General features: G+C 70.0%; 8 protein-coding genes and 2 pseudogenes. 4 read left to right on the top strand and 6 right to left on the bottom strand.

The window, feature by feature from the left end:
• Positions 1-400: 400 nt before the first annotated feature.
• Positions 401-1,003 carry a hypothetical protein gene (locus DY245_RS41690; protein WP_244943597.1) on the top strand — a complete coding sequence of 201 codons (603 nt, stop codon included), beginning with the start codon at positions 401-403 and terminating at the stop codon, positions 1,001-1,003.
• Positions 990-1,754: a Fic family protein gene (locus DY245_RS41695; RefSeq protein WP_128512330.1), complete on the top strand. Its 765-nt coding sequence runs from the start codon at positions 990-992 to the stop codon at positions 1,752-1,754. The genes DY245_RS41690 and DY245_RS41695 overlap by 14 nt, the downstream gene beginning before the upstream one ends.
• On the opposite strand, the gene DY245_RS41700 is transcribed toward DY245_RS41695, so the two are convergent.
• The 3 genes and pseudogenes from DY245_RS41700 to DY245_RS41710 all read right to left on the bottom strand — a co-directional run.
• Positions 1,726-4,485 carry a SpoIIE family protein phosphatase/ATP-binding protein gene (locus tag DY245_RS41700; protein ID WP_128512331.1) on the bottom strand — a complete coding sequence of 920 codons (2,760 nt, stop codon included), beginning with the start codon at positions 4,483-4,485 and terminating at the stop codon, positions 1,726-1,728. The two genes, DY245_RS41695 and DY245_RS41700, sit on opposite strands and share 29 nt — an antisense overlap.
• 167 nt (positions 4,486-4,652) lie before the next feature.
• Positions 4,653-5,729 (bottom strand): S1 family peptidase, encoded by a 1,077-nt coding sequence (locus DY245_RS41705; protein ID WP_128512332.1) that lies wholly within the window; start codon positions 5,727-5,729, stop codon positions 4,653-4,655.
• A 253-nt stretch (positions 5,730-5,982) separates the two neighbouring features.
• A pseudogene (locus DY245_RS41710) lies at positions 5,983-6,280 on the bottom strand (IS5 family transposase); the annotation flags it as partial.
• A 189-nt stretch (positions 6,281-6,469) separates the two neighbouring features.
• Between DY245_RS41710 and DY245_RS41715 the strand changes: the two are divergent.
• Both DY245_RS41715 and DY245_RS41720 read left to right on the top strand, forming a co-directional pair.
• Positions 6,470-7,696 carry a cytochrome P450 gene (locus DY245_RS41715; RefSeq protein ID WP_128512333.1) on the top strand — a complete coding sequence of 409 codons (1,227 nt, stop codon included), beginning with the start codon at positions 6,470-6,472 and terminating at the stop codon, positions 7,694-7,696.
• A 57-nt stretch (positions 7,697-7,753) separates the two neighbouring features.
• Positions 7,754-8,074, top strand: coding sequence for an ABC transporter permease (locus DY245_RS41720; protein WP_244943598.1), 321 nt, complete (start codon positions 7,754-7,756; stop codon positions 8,072-8,074).
• Here the strand turns inward: DY245_RS41720 and DY245_RS41725 are convergent.
• From DY245_RS41725 to DY245_RS41735, 3 genes and pseudogenes are all read right to left on the bottom strand, one after another.
• Positions 8,058-11,201: an ATP-binding protein gene (locus DY245_RS41725; RefSeq protein WP_128512334.1), complete on the bottom strand. Its 3,144-nt coding sequence runs from the start codon at positions 11,199-11,201 to the stop codon at positions 8,058-8,060. The two genes, DY245_RS41720 and DY245_RS41725, sit on opposite strands and share 17 nt — an antisense overlap.
• A 270-nt stretch (positions 11,202-11,471) precedes the next feature.
• Positions 11,472-13,364, bottom strand: a complete 1,893-nt coding sequence (locus tag DY245_RS41730; protein WP_128512338.1) for an ABC transporter ATP-binding protein — start codon at positions 13,362-13,364, stop codon at positions 11,472-11,474.
• 556 nt (positions 13,365-13,920) lie between these two features.
• A pseudogene (locus DY245_RS41735) lies at positions 13,921-14,343 on the bottom strand (type 1 periplasmic-binding domain-containing protein); the annotation flags it as partial.
• Positions 14,344-15,654: the final 1,311 nt, after the last annotated feature.

Genomic DNA, 15,654 nt, shown 5'->3' on the forward strand with positions numbered 1-15,654 from the left:
AACGCGCTCCGACGGTGGCCGGGGCGGCCCTTCGTCCGATGACGGCAGTGGGTCCGGGGCCGAGATCAAGAGACATGCCGGAACTCTAGCGTTGACGTATACATTGCATGCATAGCGGTGACGTTGTCCGCCGGCGGCGTCGGGCGCGGACCCGCGCCCGCTCCGGCACGTCAAACAGGCCCTAATTCGGGGGCGATACGGACGACAGCCGGGCATAATCGCCCAACTGTCCTGATCCGATACGAGCCTGGAGTGCGCCACGTCAGCCGAGCAGCCCGAACCGTACAACCCGCCACGCCCGCTGACCTGGCACGAACTCGCCCCGGAACGCCACCCCTTCGTCTGGGACGAAGCCGAGGAGGCCTACGTCACCGACCGGATCAAGGAGTATGTGCCGCCGGTGCTGTCCCGCATGGAGGGCTGGTGGGCCGGGGAGCGGTGGTGCGAACGGCATGTGGATGCCCTCTTCCTGGAGCGGTACGGGCTGTGGGCCCGGCACTGGAACTGGAGTGTCGGGGAGGCGGGCGGTGTGGTCGGCAGCTGGTGCTGCGGTGCGTGCTCGGTGAGCACACCAGAGGTGACCGCCTCCCGGGCCGTGGCCGCCCTGCTGGAGTGGCGCGACTGGCTGGAGGAACTCGCCGCACGCTTCGCCGCGTTGGCGCCGCCCCCGCAGGCGAGCCCCGAGGACCGCAGCTGGCACCTGGAGCGGGCCTCGGCGCGGCTGGTGACGCGGGTGCTGGACCGCACCGGCGCGGAGAGCGGCTGGTACGGGCAGTGCTCCTTGGCGCTGGAGTGGTTCCTCACCTCGACCGGTATGGACCCGGCGGAGGCCCGGGCGGCGGTGGCGGACGCCATCGGCGGGAGGTTCAAGAGCTGGGCCGCGCCCCGGACGACGCTGATCGACTCGGTGGGCGAGGACCTGGCCTTCGGGCTGACCGGTCAACTGCCCTACCGCGACCACCGGGAACACAGCGACCTCGAAGAACACCATGACCGCGGCTGACGCCGACGCGCTGGCCGACTGGTGCCGGGTCAGGCAGCAGGTCGACTGGGCGCGTACCGGCGCCGAGGACGTCACCGGCCCCGTCACGCCGTCGGTGGACGGCTTCACCGCATGGTGCAAGGGCCCGGTCCGCCGCCGCGACCCCGTCCGCGCCGAGCGTCTGCTGTCCGCCTACGCGCCGGCCAGCGCGGACGCCGCACGGAACGCACCGCTCACCTTCGGTCTGCTGGCCGGCTGGCAGCGCCTGGTCCTGGGGACGGCTGAGGCCCCCTTCCGAACGGGCGACGCCTATGCGAAGGGCGGTCGCGAGCGATACCGCCTGACCCACCGCACCGAGGCGGACTTCGCGCGCTGTCTGCGCGGCAGCGACGAGCAGAAGGTGCCGCCGGCCGCCCGGGCGGCCCGGACGTACCTGGACGTGGCATTCTTCCACCCCTTCGCCGACGGCAACGGCCGGGCGGCCCTGCTGGCGCTCACCTTCGTGCTGGCGCGCGAAGGCATCGTGCTGGACGAGGTGGGCCCCCTCCAGACCACCCGTTACGCGGACGATCCGGCGGGCGCGGCCGACCTCGCGGTGCTGGTGGGCATCCTGATCCGGGCGACCGGATGCCGCGCATCCGCCCGGCAGCCCCAGGACAGGCCGACCACGGCTCACGGCCACGGCATGGCGCAACGCCGCGCGGGCATCGGAGGAGGCCATGAAGCGTGGCATCAGCGACCCCTCAGTGAAGGGTCTGTTCCGCCCAGATGATCTTGCCTTCGGGCGTGTAGCGGGTGCCCCAGTGCTGGGCGAGCTGGGCGACGAGGAAGAGACCGCGGCCGCCTTCGTCCTCCACTGCGGCGTACCGGAGGTGCGGGGCGGTGCTGCCGGTGTCGGAGACCTCGCAGATCAGCGTGCGGTCGTACAGCAGGCGCACACGGATCGGGCCGGAGGCGTAGAGGATGGCGTTGGTGATGAGCTCGCTGACGATGAGTTCCGTGCTGAAGACCGCTTCCTCCAGCCCCCACCGCGCGACCTGCTCCGTGATGTTCGCGCGTGCTGCGGCCACCGCCGCAGGCTCGGAGGGGATCTCCCAGGTGGCGATGCGGTCCGGTGGCAGGAGGTGGGTGCGCGCGACGAGCAGGGCGATGTCGTCGCGCTGGCGGCCGGGGAGCAGGGCAGCGAGTACGGCTTCGCAGGTCTCGTGCGGCGTCCGGCCCGGGTGCGCCAGCGCGGTGGCGAGTTCCTGCATTCCGGTTTCGATGTCCTGCCTGCGGTCCTCGACCAGGCCGTCGGTGTAGAGGACGAGGCTGCTGCTCTCGGGCAGGTGCAGCTCCACCGCCTCGAAGGGCAGGCCGCCGACACCGAGCGGCGCGCCCGCGGGGAGGTCGGGGAACTCCACGGAGCCGTCGGGGCGGACGAGAGCCGGCGGGAGGTGGCCGGCGCGGGCCATGATGCAGCGGCCGGAGGAGGGGTCGTAGATCGCGTACACGCAGGTGGCACCCGCGACCACGGCTTCGTCGTTCGCCGCGATCGCCTCCTGGTCGATGCGGTTGACCAGCTCGTCCAGGAAGCTGAGGAGCTCGTCGGGCGGCAGGTCGAGGGTGGAGAAATTCTGCACCGCGGTACGCAGGCGGCCCATGGTGGCGGCGGCATGGAGCCCGTGGCCGACCACGTCACCGACGACCAGGGCGATACGGGCGCCCGGCAGCGGGATGACGTCGAACCAGTCGCCGCCCACCCCGGTCTTTGCGGGCAGATAGCGGTGGGCGATGTCGAGGGCGTTCTGCTCGGGCAGACCGCGCGGGAGCAGACTGTGCTGCAGGGTGACGGCCACGGCATGCTCACGCGTGAAGCGGCGCGCATTGTCGATGCACACGGCGGCCCGGGCCGCCATCTCCTCGGCCAGGGTCAGATCGCCCTCCTCGAAGGGGGTGTTCTCCCGGGAACGCCAGAAGTTGGCGACCCCCATGAGCACACCGCGCGCCTGGAGCGGAACGGTGATCAGCGACTGGCATCCGTAGTTCAGGACCAGCTGGAAGCGCTCGGTGTCCTGCGCGCGCCAGTCATCGGCGGCCCGCAGGTCGGAGACGAGCACGGACCGTCCGGTGATGAAACCGGTGGCCATCGGACTGGGCACGACGTACCTGTGGAGCTCGCCCGCCCGGTAGAGGGGATGGTCGTCGCGGATGCCGGCGAGCGCCACCCGGTGCAGTTCCGGCGCCTCGCTGTACGACCCCGCCGGCGGCTCCTCGCCGCTCAGGACAGCCTCGGCGAGGTCGACCGTGACATAGTCCGCGAACCAGGTCACGGCGACCTGGGTCAGTTCCTCGGCGGTGCGCTGCACATCGAGGGTGGTGCCGATGGTCATGCTCGCGTCGTACAGCAGCCGCAGTCGACTCTGGGCGGCTTCCGCCTTACCCGCGAGGGCGAGCAGTTCGGTGGAGTCCCGCAGCGTGGTCACACTCCCGGGCGGGCCGCCCCGACTGTCCGTGGGCCGGTTGTTCACCGCCAGTAGCCGGTCCCCGACCGGGAGTACCTCGTCGGTGACCGTGCTCCCGGAGGTCAGCAGCTCGGTCGCCCGGGGGGCGAGTCCGAGGTCGGCGACGCGGCGCCCCTCCGCATCGGGAGGCAGGCCGAGGAGCCGGCGCGCCTCGTCGTTCGCCAGCAGGACGCCCCCGTCCGCGTCGACGATGAGCACCCCCTCGCGTACGGCATGCAACACCGCGTCGTGGTGTTCGTACATGCGGGTCATCTCCGCCGGGCCGAGCCCATGGGTCTGCCGTCGCAGCCGGCGGGTCACCAGCGCCGTGCCCGCCGTGGTCAGGGCGAGCGCGGCGGCCCCGGAGCCGAGGACGACCGGCAGCTGCCGGTCGATCGCGCTGCTCACACGACTGACCCGCATACCGGACGACACGAGGCCCACGACCGAGCCCTTGGCGTCCGTTACCGGGACGACCGCCTGCACCTCGTGACCGAGCGGTCCGTAAACGCTTTCGATGGTGACGTGGCCGGCGAGCGAAGGCCCGATGGTGCCGACGAAACGCTTCCCGATCCGGCTCGGCAGGGGGTGCGTGTAGCGGATCCCGGCCCGGTTCATGACGACGATGAAATCGACACCGGCCTTCTTGCGAGCGGCCTCGGTCAGTGGCTGGAGCACCGCGGACGGGTCGGGGCTGCGCAGAACCTGCACCAGGCCGGGGCTGTGGGCAAAGGACTCGGCCGCGGCGAGCGAGCGATCGCGCGCACTCTGGAACCTGTCGCTCCGGGACTGGACCAGCAACGTGGCCACCGCGGCCACGACCAGCAGCAGCACGATCAGGACCTGCAGAAGGAACATCTGGCCGGCGACGCTGCGGCTGCCGGCCAGCGAGCGCAGGCGCCGGGCCGCCGGCTTCGGCGAGCTGTCAGGCCGCGCACGCCGGCCGTGGTCGGCCGGGCGCCGATGGGTGAACCTGCGCCCCGAAGTGAGCCACGGGAAGCGGCCGGAGATTCGGGCCATGTTACATATGTACCTCGTGCACCGTTACGTCCGATACACACCACGCCGGGATATCGCATGACTGTGCGATGACTCTTTGCCCCGCGAGATTCTCATGAACACGGCACCGCAGGGCCGGGACGCCGGGCCGAGCCGCCGTGGCGCCCTTCTGAGCAGGGACTCCGAGGTCAGCCAAGTTGCGATCCGGTCTTCTCGAGCGCCTCGCCCACCGGCTGGTAGAAGGTCTCGCCGCCCGAGGAACAGGTGCCCCTGCCGCCGGAGGTCAGGCCGAGCGCGGCGGTGCCCTCGAAGAGCGAGCCGCCGCTGTCGCCGGGCTCCGCGCAGATGGTGGTCTGGATCAGACCGTCGACCGGTCCCTCCTGGTAGTTGACCGTCACATTGAGCGCGCTGATGTCACCGTTGCGCACCTGGGTGGTGCTGCCGCTGCGCTGCACCTTCTGTCCCACGATCGGATCGCCCGCCTTGGTGATGGGCTGTGTGCTGCCGTTGTAGAGATTCACCTCGCCGGGGTGCACCATGTCGGCGGCGGTGTACTTCGCGATGCCGAAGTCGTCACCGGGGAAGCTGCCGCTCTCCGTCACGGCGATCTCGGTGCCCCCCTGCGCGGCGGACCAGCTCCGCACCGCGTTGGCGCAGTGCCCCGCAGTCAGGAAGTACGGCTGACCGCCCTTGGTCACGTTGAAGCCGAGCGAGCAGCGCGCGCCGCTGCCCCAGATGGCGTCGCCGCCGCTGATCAGTGGCCGGAGCGTGTCTGTGGATGTCTTGAGCACAGCCCGGTCGCCGAGCGACGAGACGACCGTCCTGAGCTGCTGCAGTCTGTCGCCCTCGACCGTACGGTCCGCGACGACGACCACCTTGTTGATCTTCGGGTCCATCGCCCAGGAAGTCCCGGGGATCGTGGCCTTTTCCTTGAGGGTCGCGCGGGCGGCGTCCAGTGAGGCGAGGGAATGCTTGACGATCCTGGCCTCGGCACCGGCCAGACGGGCCTTGCCCGCGGCGGCCTCGGTGGTCACATTCACGATGAGCTTGTGGTTCTCGGGGTCGTAGTAGGAGCCCGCCGCCTCCCCGCTGAGAGCGGAGTTGATCTCCCTGGCGCGGTGAGCGGCGATGGTGGCCGACGGGGGGTCAGGGGCAGGGCGGGGTGCGGCTTTGGCGCTCTGCAGGGTGAGTGCGGCGGTGAACAGGGCCACCACACCGGCAGCGGCGAGGACGGTACGAGGCGTCGGTACGTATGTGCACTTCACGTCAAACCTCTGCTGGGGTCGGGCCGGTCGATGAGTCTGTGGGCCTGGACCGTCACTCGTCGCTTGTCCTGCGCCCTGCCTTCGAAAAACCGGCGGCGCGCCGCAGACGTCCTGACGGCGTGGCACGCCGGCGCGAACTTATTCCTTTCCTGCCCCTGCTCGGCGCCACACCCGCCCGGCGCCAGATCGGCGGGAATCACCTGTACGGCCGGTGGCGTCGGAATCGAAGGCGGGTGGCCTGCCGCCGTGGCAGCCTTTTGCGGGCGCCGGCCGAGTGCTGGTGCGCCCGCACGATCGACGAATCGATGCTGATGACCCATTCACCGGCTGCCCGTCGTCCTTGGCCTGCACCGAGTGAAGGATCTTGTCCCAGGTGCCGTCAGCCGTCCACCGCCGCAGCCGCTCGTGCGCAGTTTTCCACGACCCGTATCGCTCCGGCACGTCCCGCCACGGAGCCCCGGTGCGCAGCTTCCACAAGATCGCGTTGATCACCGTGCGGTGATCACGCCACCGACCACCACGAACAGCCCCGGCGGCAGCAGAGGCGAAATCGCCTACCACGCAACATCAGTCAACGCACCCCGACGCACCCCGCCATCATCAACCATCCGCAGACACCCACAGAACACGCCCTGGCCGACCGACCATGTCTTCGGCATGGTCGGTGTCAGAGCCGTGTCAGTCGTATGTCAGGGCCGTCGGCGATCGTGGCTGCAACAACCGCCACGAAAGGCAATCCGATGAGTCAGCCGGTTCCCATCCCGCACGGCCTCCCCATGGAGCGCGATGCGGGCCCCTTCGCCCCGCCCCGCCAAATCACCCGGCTGCGCGAGGCTCGCCCCGTCAGTCCCATGGTCTTCCCCGACGGTCACGAGGGCTGGCTCGTCACCGGCTACGACGCGGTCCGCCAGCTCATGGCCGACACCCGGTTCAGCTCCCGCCAGGACATCGGCATTCTCCACATGCCGTACGAGACCCCCGGCATGCCCGCCCCCACCGAACCGTCTCCGCAGATTCCGGGCATGTTCATCGCCATGGACCCGCCGGACCACACCCGGCTGCGGCGCAAGCTCACCGGCGCCTTCACCGTCAAACGCATGAAGCAGCTCGAAGAGCACATCATCGACATCGCCGAGCGGCAACTGGACGAACTGGCGCGCCTTACCCCGCCGGTCGACCTGGTCAAGGAGTTCGCGCTGCCGGTGCCCTCGCTGGTGATCTGCGAACTGCTCGGTGCCCCGTACGCGGACCGGGAGACCTTCCAGGTCAACTCCGCCAAGTTCTTGGAAAAGGACGTGTCGCTCGATGAGAAGATGGCCGCGTACGGCGCACTGAACACGTACCTTTCCGAACTGGTCACGCGCAAACGCGCCGCCCCCGGCGAAGACATACTCTCCGACCTGGCCCGCCATGACGACCTCACCATCGAGGAGCTGACCGGCATCGCCTTCCTGCTGCTGTTCGCGGGCCACGAGACCACCGCCAACATGCTGGCACTGGGCACCTTCGCGCTCCTGGAGCACCCCGAGCAGCTGGCCGAACTGCGCGCCAACCCGGACCTGATGCCCGGCGCCGTCGAGGAACTCATGCGCTACCTGTCCATTGCCGACATCTTCTATCGCTACGCCACGGAGGACATCGAACTCGGCGGCGAAATAATCGGCAAGGGATCGACCGTCGTTGTCTCACTGCTGGCCGCCAACCACGACCCCCAGCGCTTCGACAACCCCGACACCCTGGACATCCACCGCAAGGCCCGCGGTCACCTGTCCTTCGGCCACGGCATCCACCAATGCCTCGGCCAGCAACTGGCCCGCATCGAGATGCGCGCCGGTTTCGACGGACTGCTGCGTCGCTTCCCGACCCTCAAGCTCGCCATCCCCGCCGGCGAGGTGAAACTCAGGACCGACATGAATATCTACGGCGTCCACGAACTGCCGGTCACCTGGACGGAAACGGCCCGATAGAACCGTCGGCCGAGCGCGTCACCTGTGTAGGTTCAACATCGACGTCGACTCCCCATCGTGCTGCTCAGCTTCGCGGCCGGCTGGCTCACCGTCGCCCTGGGGTTGGCCTCGAAGAACGCGGAGTCGGCCGGCATGGCCACCGTGCCGCTGATCATGCTGCCGTTCCTGAGCAGCGCGTTCGTGCCCGCCGACACGATGGGGACCGGTGTGCGGCAGTTCGCGGAGTACCCGCCCTTCACCCCGATCGTCGCAACGCTGCGCGGGCTGCTGTCGGGCAACCCGTCGACCGGCGACGCGATCACCGCTGTCGCCTGGTGCGTCGGGCTCGCCCTCCTCGGGTACGTGTGGGCGGTCTCCACGTTCAGGAAGCGAGCGTGACCTCGACCAGCTCAGACCAGCTGGTCCGCGCCCCCTCCAAAGCCGCCTCGGCGAACCGCGCGTCGCCGAGGCGGCGCCGCGCGCTCTCCTCGATCCGAGCCACGTCCGGGTGGGAGCGGTCCTGCAGCCCGCGCACGCCCGCGCTCGCCGCGAGCAGCCGCACGGCCTGCTCGTGCTCGTCGCGGCGCAGTGCCAGGTCCGCGACCCCGACGAGCACCTGCGCGACCACCGGCGCGTGCCCCGCCTCGGACGCCGCCTCGCAGGCCGCCGCGCGGTGCGCCCGGGCCTCGTCGAGGCCGTCGGCGAGGTAGCCGAGCAGGTCGTGCGTCACCGCGCGGAGGTTCGCCTGCTCCGCTTCGTCGCCCAGCACGGCCGTTGCGACGCCGAGTTGGTGGCGCGCCTCCTCGGCGTCGCCGCCCCACCGGGCGAGTTCCGCCTTCGAGAAGGCCAGCAGGGCCAGCGCGCCCGGCCAGGTGACCCGCTCCGCGCACCGCTGCGCCTCGGCGATGGCGGCCGCGGCGGCGTCCTCGTCGCCAAGGAGCCAGTACAGCCGCGCCTGCATCGACCGCATGCGGATGACGTCCTCGGTGGCACCGACCTCGGTGACGACCGCGATCGCCTGTTCGTAGTGCTCGCACGCGGCGGCGAACTCGCCGCGCACGGCGATCCGGTCCGCCAGCTCGCTCAGGGCGAACGAGATCCCGAACCGCTCGCCGAGCGCCCGGAACTCGGCGAGCGCCCTCTCCAGGTACGCGTCCGCGTCCCGCCCGTCGTGGCCGAGCATGATCCGCATCTTGCCCAGGTGCAGCCGGGCCAGCGCGCGCACCCAGGCGTCCTCGTCGCCAAGGAGCGATTCGAACGCGGGCAGGAACGCGTCCGGCGCCTGCAGCATGCGTTCCAGCGGGGCGACCAACCCGATCAGCGGGTGTCCGTCCTGACTGCGCCGGCTGAACTCGTACGCCTTGTGGATCCACTCCGCGGCCAGGTGTTCGTCGCCCGGCCCGGAGGTCACGAACAGCGCTCCCAGGGCGTACACCGTGGCCCGGACGTCGTCGGTCACCTCGCCGGGCGTCCTGGTGGCCGCGGTGATCAGCTCGATGCCCTCGGTCTTGTGCCCGCCGAGCCACCAGTACCAGCCCGCGCCCGCCGCCAGCCGCATCGCCGCCTGCGCCTCGCCCGCCGCGAGCGCGCCGCGTATCGCCGCACCGATGTTGTCGTGCTCGGCCTCGAGCATGGTCAGCCACTCCAGTTGCTCGGCGCGGCGAAGATGCGGCTCCGCGGTCTCTGTGAGCTCGGTGAAGTAGACGAGATGCGCGTGGCGCGCCAGGTCCGATTCCTCCGCCTCCGCGAGCCGGTGGCCGGCGTACTCCTTGATCGTGCCGATCATGCGGTAGCGCGGGGCGCTGTCGCCCTCGGCGAGCAGCAGCGACTTCTCGGTCAGCGCGGTGAGCAGGTCGAGCACCTGCTCCTGCTCGACCGCGTCGCCCGCGCAGACCCGTTCGGCCGCTTCCAGGCTCGCCCCGCCGGAGAACACCGAGAGCCTGCGCAGGACCATCCGTTCGGCATCGGTGAGCAGCTCCCAGCTCCAGTCGACCACCGCGCGCAGCGTCTTGTGCCGCGGCAGCGCGGTCCGGCTGCCGCTGGTCAGCAGGCGGAACCGGTCGTCGAGCCGGTGGGCGAGCTGGTCGATGGACATGGTGCGCAACCGGGCCGCGGCCAGTTCGATCGCCAGCGGCATCCCGTCCAGCGCCCGGCAGACGCGCACCATCGTCGCCAGCGTGTGGGCGTCGGCCACGAGATCCCGGCGCACCGCCCCGGCCCGGTCCCGCAGCAGCTGGACGGCGGGTGAGGACTCGATCTCGCCTGGGCCCGCGTCCCCCTCCGGCAGGGCCAGCGGCTCGACCGGCCACAGCGCCTCACCGGTGATGCCGAGCGGTTCCCGGCTCGTCGCCAGGATCCGCAGCCGCCGGCACTCCCCGAGCAGCTGGTGGGCGAACACCGCCGCGGACTCGATCACGTGCTCGCAGTTGTCCAGGATCAGCAGCGCCTCCCGCTCGCGGATCGCGGCGATGAGCCGGTCCGTCAGCTCCGCGTCCGGGGTCCCGCCGAGCAGGGCGTCCCGCAGGCCCAGCCCGGCGAGCGCCGACTGTGCCACGTCACCGTCCGCGCCGATGGCGGCGAGCTCCACCAGCCAGGCCCCGTCCGGCAGGTCGCCGAGCAGCGTGCGCGCGGTCTCCGTGGCCAGCCTGGTCTTGCCCGAGCCGCCCGGCCCGATCAGGGTGGTGAGCCGGTGTTCGGCGATGAGCTCACGGACCGCGGCGACATCGGCGTTCTTGCCGACGAAGCTGGTGAGCTCGGCACGCAGGTTGGTCTTGCGGCTCTCCTCCCGCCGTCCCAACTCGCCCCGCAGCAGCGCGACGTGCAAAGCGGACAGCTCCGGCGAGGGGTCAACGCCCAGCGTGTCGGCCAGGGCCTCCTTCGCGCGCTGGAACACCAGCAGCGCCTCGCTGTCGCGACCGGCCGCGACGAGGGCGCGCATCAGCGCGGCGACGAGCCGTTCCCGCACCGGGTGCGCGGCCACCAGGTCGGTCAGCTCCGTGACCATCTCCGCGCCGCGCCCGAGGGTGACCTCCGCGTCGACCCGCTCCTCCGTGGCGGTCAGGCGCAATCCCTCCAGCCGGACCACCGCGGCGTCGAACGCGGCGCTGTCCTGCAGACCGACGTCCTGCATGGCCGCACCACGCCACAGTTCGAGGGCCTCGCGCAGCAGCCGCACCCGCCGGGAACCGTCCTCGGTGCAGGCCTGGCCCGCGATGACGAGGCGTTCGAACCGCACGGCGTCGACGGCGTCGGGCTCCACCGTCAACCGGTAGCCGTCCGTCCGACCCTCGACCACCCCGTCCGGCAGTGCCTTCCGCAGCCGGGAAACCAAGCGGTGCAGGGCGTTCGTCGCATCGGCGGGCGGGTGCTCCCCCCAGATCCAGTCGACGAGCGACGCCTTCGGGACCGCGTGACCCGGCTTGAGCGCGAGGGCGATCAGCAGACCGCACAGCCGCGCGCCCGGCACATCGGCCAAGCCGCCGTCGTCCGTGCGAACCTCGAATGGACCCAGTATCCCGATCTGCACCCGCTGATCTTGTCATGGGCGTTTGGCAGGCATCCAGTTGCTGACAGGCTGCGGGATTTGTCGTCGTAATGGCCCCTGCGCAGGCGCGCCCACTGCGGCTGCCCGCTTCTCGCCGAGGTGCAGCAGGTACCGGCCCTCGTCGTTGACGAGCAGGGCCGCCGTGCTGGTAGGGACGGGCTGTGGCGTAGTCGTCTCCACGGATACCGCCTTTGTGACGTAAGGGGGTTGGACGAACGGGGCTGAGCGCCGTCGCTCCGGCCGGTGCAGGGCCTACGAGCCCTGCGTTTCGGTGGATGTGGCGTCGGGGGATGGCGCGGTGGCGGGTTGGTGGGTCTCTCGTGTGTGCTGGTAGGTCCACAGTTCGCGGAAGAGGCCGGGTTGGGTGACCAGTTCGGAAAAGGTGCCCTGCTGGACGATGCGGCCTTTGTCCAGGACCAGGACGCGGTCGGCGACGGCCACGTTGGTGAGCCGGTGGGTGATCAGGACGACGGCGCGAGTGGCGGCCAATTTGCGCAGGCCGGCGAAGATGCGGTGCTCGCCGAGCGGGTCGAGAGCAGAGGTGGGCTCATCGAGGAGCAGCAGGCCGGCGGGCCGGTGGAACGCCCGTGTGAGCGCGATGCGCTGCCACTGGCCCCCGGAGAGTTCCTGTCCGCCCAGCCAGTCGCGGGCCAGCACCGTGTCCAGCCCGGAGCGCAGCTCGGTGACCACCTCGTCGGCGCCCGATGCGGCGCACGCGGCGTGGATGTCGGCGTCACCGCCTTCGGTGGGCTGGCCCAGGGTGATGTTCTCCCGGGCGGTGAGCGGCCAGCGGGCGTAGTCCTGGGGCACCAGGGCGACCTGGGACCACATGGCGTACGGGTCGAGATCGCCGGTGGGCACGCCGTCCCAGGTGACCGAGCCGGTGGTAGGCAGGTACAGGCCGCTCAGGAGCTTGGCCAGGGTGGTCTTCCCGCTGCCGTTGTAGCCGACCAGCGCGACGACTTCGCCGCGCCGCAGGGTGAAGGAAACGCCCCGCAGCGCATCGTTCTTCGCCTCCTCGTACCGGAAGACGAGATCCTTCACGGCGATCTCCTGCGGCGGCTCGGGCACGAGGGAGCCGCGGATCATGCGGTATCCACCGGCCTCCCGGAGGAATTCGGACCAGTCGTCCATGTAGAGACCGGTGCGCATGATGCGGGCCCCGCCGACGACCAGCCCACGAAGTGCCATCCCGACCGTCTGCAGAGCGAAGACGGCGGTGCCGGCGTGGCCGACGCTCATGCGGCCGGTGGCCAGCAGCCACACCACCGCCGCCCACACGGCCGCCGAGGCGACCCCGCCGCAGAGCGCCCCGACCAAGGACATCCGTGCCCCCGTATCTGCGGCACGCCGGTCGGCGCGGTTGATGCGATCGGTGATGTGGCGGTATCGGCCGACGAGGAAGTCGGCCATGGTGCCGGCGCGGATCTGGTCGGCCGCATAGCGGTCGCCCACATGCCAGCGCAGGATCGACAGCAGCCGGTAGTCACCGTTGGACCGCAGCCGCGCCAGATAGCGCACGCGAGCGGCACTGACCTGCGCCACCGCCTGCGGGAAGCCGGCCAGCGCCAGCAGCGGCAACAGTGCCGGATGCAACGCTGTCAGCACGCCGGCACCGGCGACGAGGGACGCGAGCGAGGCGATCAGATCCTGTCCCTCGCTGACCAGATCCTGGGCGATCTCGGCGCCGCGGTCAGCGGCTTCCTTGCGATGGTTGAAGCCGGGGGCGTCGTACGCGGCCAACTCCACCTCGGTGACCGCCCGCAGCAGCCGTTGCTCAGCCTCGCGGCTCATCTGCGGGCCCAGCCGGGAGGACAGCCACGCCACCGTGATGCCCAGCAGCGCCCGGGCTGCCGTCGCGCCCGCCAGCATGACGAGCGAGGGCCACGCGGCCAGAAGCCGACCGTAGATGTCGCCGCTGGACAACAGCGCCGCGATCGTGCCGCTGACCGCCAAGAGGCCCAGCGCCTGCATCGCGCCGGAGACGGCCTGGCAGACCAGCAGCCCCAGAGCCGCCCAGCGGTCGATGATCCAGGCCAGGGCGACGGAGCGGCGCACCAGTTGCGGCAGCCGCCGCGCCATGTCCACCAGCCGGATCTGTCGCCCGGCTTTCTCCCGGCTGCCGGTCCGGTCGACGAACTGCAGCTCCTCCCCACCGGTTGCTGCCTCACCAGGGTCCTGCTGCCCTTCCTCGCTTCGCGCACGGCGACGTCGCGTTCTCACCACTGCTACTGCTCTCCTTCCACGGGTGGGTGTCGATCAGCGAGCGCATTGATCCCGATCAGTGAGCGAACGGCGGAGGTGAGGCCCGGGCCGCGGAAGTACGGGCCAAGGCCCCGGCGCCGTCAACGGCACGACAGAGCCGGACGGACGAGCAGGCGGTGATTCGAACGGAGCGGGAAAGGGTGCGAGGTTCACGACTCCTCCGGATGGACGTGTGATGGGTACAGATGCTCTAAAGAACGGCCCGATCCACACCCCGTAACGGGTATCCCAGAGGCAGATTGTGGACGGATGTTCTAGTAATTGCCGGATGTTAAGGGGCACTTGGCTTCCGGGCGTCGACGGGTGATCGAACAATGCCCGTCACTCCATCGAGGTATTGCCGAGGTGCGGTGTGGACGAGCGGGAGGTCGGTTCGGCGCCTGCGACGCCCGGTCGCCGATCCGGCGGGAAGCCTCATTTGTGCTTGTGCCGCCTCTTACTTGCCCCAGATCTTTTGGTACGCCGCGCGGTAGCCAGGTGGGTCCCACGACGTGACGCCGTGGCTGTTGGCGGCCGTGGCGACATGCACAGGGGCGATGTATCCGCTGGCGGGCTTCCCTGAGAAGGCGCGGTTGAATTCGTCGACGATCTGCCAGCCCTGCTGGGCGAGTGGCTCGGGAACGGTGGCTGCCTGGAACTGCCTGCTGTTGATGCGTTGGAAGGCGGAGGGGTCGCCGTCGCCCGCGCCGATGTTGTAGGGGGCGGCGCCGCCCTTCTTGCGGGCTGCGCGCAGGGCCGGGGCGGCGTCCGCGAAGTACACGTCGTTGATGGCGACGGAGTGGGTCCACCTGTCCCGGAAGCGGGAGAGGAGCGAGGAGACTTCCTGGGGAGTCCGGCTGCTCGTGTCCGAGATCGGAATGAAGTCATCTACCAGACTGCCCTGACCTGGTCATATACGTCCGAACGGCCTCCTGGCCTGCGCATACGCGTCTTTCAGGGGCTTTCAGCTTCAGGCCGCGTTACGTAGCCGATTCTCCCCATGCACTCCCCAGGGGCAGCGCTCGCTGGGGAGCTCGGTGACGGCTTAAGGGGGTCGATGCGCCAGCTACTCACCGTACTTGCTCGGGGTCGAGGACGGAGGCCCCAGTTAGAAGTCTGCCGAACTGGCTGACGGGCGGGCGCAACCTGTGATGCTCAACGGGCGGCGGGGCGCAGGAGGCCGGATACGCGGACGTCCAGAGTGGCGGCGCGCAGGTCGACAGGGGCCAGAAGGTGTTCGGCGAGGTCGACGGACAGTGAGGTCATGCCGACCGCGAAGGTTTGGCGCGATCCAGGTGGGAGGCGCGCCGCCGCGTTGGCGGCCGCCGAAGAGGGGCGTGACGAGCAGATGCATGAATGTGTTGAGCGGCAAGGCATGGAGATACATTTTCGGCTTCCACTGGCACCGGGTTTGAGGCGATGTTGCGGGTGTTGCGGGTTGGCCAGCATCTTTGCAGTTCAGAGGTGGTGCAGGGTGGGTTGGTGCATGTGCACGTGGCGCGCCACCTGTCACCACCTCTGGCGGGGTGCATGCTGACTCAATGCTGACATTCATGACGTAGTGTCAGCTAAATCTGATGGGTAGTCATGGTGTCGCCTCGCGTGGCGTGGATCAGGCGGCGGATGGCTTCGGATGTCGAGCTGCTGCGTAGGCTCGATTTCAGAGTCGACCTCTGTCGATATCCGTCTTGAGAATCATCTGGTGTCCCGAGCGTGCGGTCGGGAGCAGGGTGGTTAACGGGGCGTGCTTGGGTCGTGCCACAAAGAGTGGATGGCGGCTTGCTCAGTGCGATCGAGGTCCGCGCTCTATGAGGGGCGCCAGCAGTGATTCGGGGTGGGGGTATCTCTTGGGCGAGGCGGGGGGCTGCCGGTCGCTGCTGCGTGGGGCCGGGCGAGTTTGATCGGCCGGCTCCGCAACCTGCGTGAACTCTGGGTACGCGGAAACGCCATTGAGTGCCTGCCGCCATCGAATGCTGAACTCCACGAACTGCGTCACCTGGAGCTTCGGGAGAACGCCGTCGCCGAGCTCCAACGTCGGCGCCGTCGCCACCTACAAGTCAGCCGGCTTCCAGCAACGCCCCGAGGTCCGGGATCAATACCGGGACGCCTAGGTGTTCTGTCTCGGAAGGTTGTGGACGGGTGATGCAGGTCTCGGCTGAGGGATCTTGAACGGGTGAGGGCCTTGCGGGTT

This window comes from Streptomyces inhibens (assembly GCF_003389455.1).
Lineage (GTDB): Bacteria > Actinomycetota > Actinomycetes > Streptomycetales > Streptomycetaceae > Streptomyces > Streptomyces inhibens.